Annotated in this window: 4 protein-coding genes and 1 pseudogene; 3 read left to right on the top strand and 2 right to left on the bottom strand. The window is 45.9% G+C overall.

Annotated features, from left to right (window positions below):
• The 3 genes and pseudogenes from ACTIE6_RS21275 to trmD form a co-directional block, all read left to right on the top strand.
• Positions 1-410 (top strand): annotated as a pseudogene (locus tag ACTIE6_RS21275) (30S ribosomal protein S16); the annotation flags it as partial.
• A gap of 84 nt (positions 411-494) precedes the next feature.
• The gene (rimM, locus tag ACTIE6_RS21270) at positions 495-1,061 is read left to right on the top strand and encodes a ribosome maturation factor RimM (protein ID WP_439558546.1); all 567 of its coding nucleotides are present in this window, start codon (positions 495-497) and stop codon (positions 1,059-1,061) included.
• On the top strand, positions 1,051-1,725 hold the full coding sequence (gene trmD / locus ACTIE6_RS21265) for a tRNA (guanosine(37)-N1)-methyltransferase TrmD (RefSeq protein WP_439558547.1): 675 nt from the start codon (positions 1,051-1,053) through the stop codon (positions 1,723-1,725). Before rimM ends, trmD begins: the two co-directional genes overlap by 11 nt.
• A 23-nt stretch (positions 1,726-1,748) precedes the next feature.
• On the opposite strand, the gene ACTIE6_RS21260 is transcribed toward trmD, so the two are convergent.
• Entirely contained in the window at positions 1,749-2,192 is a 444-nt protein-coding gene (locus ACTIE6_RS21260; RefSeq protein ID WP_056285219.1) for a GNAT family N-acetyltransferase, read from the bottom strand.
• Positions 2,193-2,245: 53 nt separating this feature from the next.
• Positions 2,246-3,195, bottom strand: a 950-nt coding sequence (locus ACTIE6_RS21255; RefSeq protein WP_439558545.1) for an RluA family pseudouridine synthase, incomplete at its 5' end; no start/stop codon positions are given.

The following is a 3,195-nucleotide window of genomic DNA, read 5'->3' as shown; positions in this document are numbered from 1 at the left end:
CAGCCAAAGCAGTTGACTGGCTTTTGAAAGGAGCGCAACCAACTGACACAGCACGTTCTATTTTGCAACACGAAGGTGTAATGCTGCGCAAGCACTTGCAAGTTGGTGTTTTGAAAGGTGCAATCACGCAGGAAGTTGCGGATTCGCGTTTTGAAGAGTGGAAAGGATCGAAAACAGAGCGTAAAGCTACTGCTGCTGACACTTTGTCCCAACAAAAAGATGCTGACAGACAATCGAAACTGGATGCAGAACGCAAAGTAAACCAGGCTCGTGCAGAAGCGATCGCAAAGAAAAACACACCTCCTGCTGAACCAGTTGCTGAAACGGAAACTGAGGAAGTAGAAGTTGCAGAAGGAGAAGTTTCTGACGCAGCTGAAACCGAAGCACCAGCTGAGGAATCTGCTGAATAATTATTGCTTCTATACCATTATGGGTCTGTCGGTAACTCCGTACAGACTCATACTTTTTTATACTCACCCTAATTAATATTATCCATGACACAGGATAATTGCTTTTTACTGGGATATATCGTCAGAACACACGGAACTGCCGGAAATGTGGTGTTTTACCTGGATGTTGACTATCCTGATGATTACGAAGATCTTGAAACTGTTTACGTCGAAATAAAAGGTGACCTGGTTCCTTACTTTATAGAGGATATCAATATCCAGAAACAGGGCAATGCGATTGTCGCGCTGGAAGAGGTGAATACCATGGCTAAGGCGCAGGCTCTGGTAGGTAGCTCATTGTATTTGCCGCTTGAAGATCTTGAAGAACTTGGAGGAGAGAACTTTTACTATCACGAGATCAAAGGATATACGGTTGTTGATCAGACTGCCGGAACGTTAGGAATTGTGCGAGAGGTGTATTCTTTGAATGGACAGGATTTGATCGCCATGGATTATGAAGGTAGCGAGGTATTGATTCCCACTGCGAACGAGATTGTGCAGCGTGCTGACAAGGAGAACAAGCAATTACTTGTGAACCTGCCGGAAGGATTGCTGGAAGTGTACCTGTCCAAAGATTCAGACTCAGAAAACATTCCGGATGATGCGGATTGATATATTAACCTGTGTGCCGGCGCTTTTGGAAAGCTTTTTTGCACACTCTATCCTCAAACGCGCCCAACAAGCTGGTCACGCGGAAGTGAAGGTTCATGATATCCGGGATTATTCCACCAACAAGCACCGTACGATCGATGACTATGCATTTGGTGGAGGGGCTGGAATGGTTATGCAGATCGAGCCGATTGCACGCTGTATTCAGGCGCTGCAAGCTGAGCGGGTCTATGATGAAATCATTTACCTGACTCCAGATGGCGCATTGTTGAATCAAAAAGCTGTTAACCAGCTTTCCCTGAAAGGTAACCTGATCTTGCTTTGCGGGCATTACAAGGGAGTTGATCAGCGTGTCCGCGATCTGTTTGTTACCAGGGAAATCAGTATCGGGGATTATGTACTTTCGGGAGGGGAGCTAGCAGCGGCTGTGCTCGCAGATGATATCATCAGGCTGGTTCCGGGTGTTTTATATGACGAAACCTCCGCATTAACCGACTCGTTCCAGGATAACCTGCTTGCGCCACCTGTATATACTCGTCCTGCTGACTATGAAGGTCACAAAGTACCGGATATCTTAATGTCCGGGCACGAAGCTAAGATTGAAGAATGGCGCTATGAGCAGGCGCTAAAAAGAACAAGAGAACGCAGACCTGACCTGCTGGATTAATTGTAACCCAGCCTGAAATGCTATTAAAAGTCCAGGCTGCAGTTGATCCATTCATTATCAAAGTTGGTACCATACTTGCGGTAAAAGCCCACTGCTGAGGTATTCCAGTCGAGTACCTGCCAGAGCATACCTGTACAACCTGTTTGCTTCGCAGCCGAAACCGTGGCATCAAAGAGGATCTTCCCAATCCCATTTCCCCGCATCGATTCGGTTACGATAATATCTTCCATATACAACCGCTTTCCTTTCCAGGTAGAATACCGGTAGTAGTAAAGTGACAATCCGATAATCTTTGAATCTGATTCGGCCACAAAAAAGTCGTACAGCTTTTCGTGATAATCCCGCGTCATTTTTTCAACATTATTGGTGACCTGGTTTAAAGCCCTTTCATAGATCGCCAGTTCTTTTACCAACTCAAAAATAGCTGGTATATCCTCTACTTTTCCTTGCCTGGTTGAAATGTTCATTTGTATATTTTTATTCTTAAAACACCTTTGAATCGAGAATATACCTGTTTTTACTAATAGTTTAGATAGTTTTCCCACTTTTCCAGGATCGCTTGAAAGCCGGCGGGCAGCTCAGTGTCAAACTGGATCCATTCTCTTGATACCGGATGTACAAATCCCAGCGACTTGGCATGAAGCGCTTGCCCAGGTAACTGCTGAAAACAGCTTTCCACCATTGCTTTATAACTTCCGCTTGAGACACTCCGCAATATTTTATCACCTCCATAAACAGGATCATTGAAAATAGGGTGACCAATGTGTTTCATGTGCGCCCTGATCTGATGCGTTCTGCCCGTTTCAAGATTGCATTTGATCAGTGAAACATAACGTAGGGGCTTGATTACTTCGTAATGCGTCACCGCATGTTTTCCGGAGCTGCCATCAGGAAAAACGTCCATTACCCTGCGGTCTCGTATGCTTCTTCCTACATTGCCCGTAATGGTTCCGCTGGCTTCTTTCATTTCACCCCACACCAGCGCATAGTAAGTTCGTTCAATGGTATGGTCGGAGAACTGTTTGGCAAGAAAGGTCATCGCAAACTCGGTTTTTGCAATAACCAGCAAGCCAGAAGTATCCTTGTCAATCCGGTGTACAAGGCCTGGCCTTCCTTCACCATTGCGGCCCGTCGGAAGTTGCTGAAAGTGGTAAACCAGTCCATTAATGAGCGTCCCTGTCCAATTCCCGTAAGCTGGATGTACAACCATTCCGGTGGGTTTGTTGACAATCAGGAGTACCTCATCTTCATAGATAATGTCCAGAGGAAGGTTCTCCGGCAAAATCTCCGTGTCGCGGGGTGGCTGGGGGAGAGAGAGGGTGATTACATCCAGCGGCTTGACCTTGTAACTTGCTTTTGTAGTTTGCCCGTTTACCTTTACTGCTTCCGCCTCAATACCATTTTGTATTTTTGTCCGCGACGCATTTGCGACGTGCAGATTGAGGTATTTGTCCAGTCTGATCGGTCCCT

The sequence above is a fragment of the Dyadobacter sp. genome (assembly GCF_051859145.1).
Lineage (GTDB): Bacteria > Bacteroidota > Bacteroidia > Cytophagales > Spirosomataceae > Dyadobacter.
Note: the sequence above shows the minus strand (reverse complement) of the source record. Positions and strands in the feature narration are given on the sequence as shown.

Coding starts and splice junctions, on each gene's coding strand:
- ACTIE6_RS21260 (WP_056285219.1), bottom strand. CDS start 2,192: ATGAACATTTCAACCAGGCAAGGAAAAGTAGAGGATATACCAGCTATT.
- rimM (WP_439558546.1), top strand. CDS start 495: ATGACACAGGATAATTGCTTTTTACTGGGATATATCGTCAGAACACAC.
- trmD (WP_439558547.1), top strand. CDS start 1,051: ATGCGGATTGATATATTAACCTGTGTGCCGGCGCTTTTGGAAAGCTTT.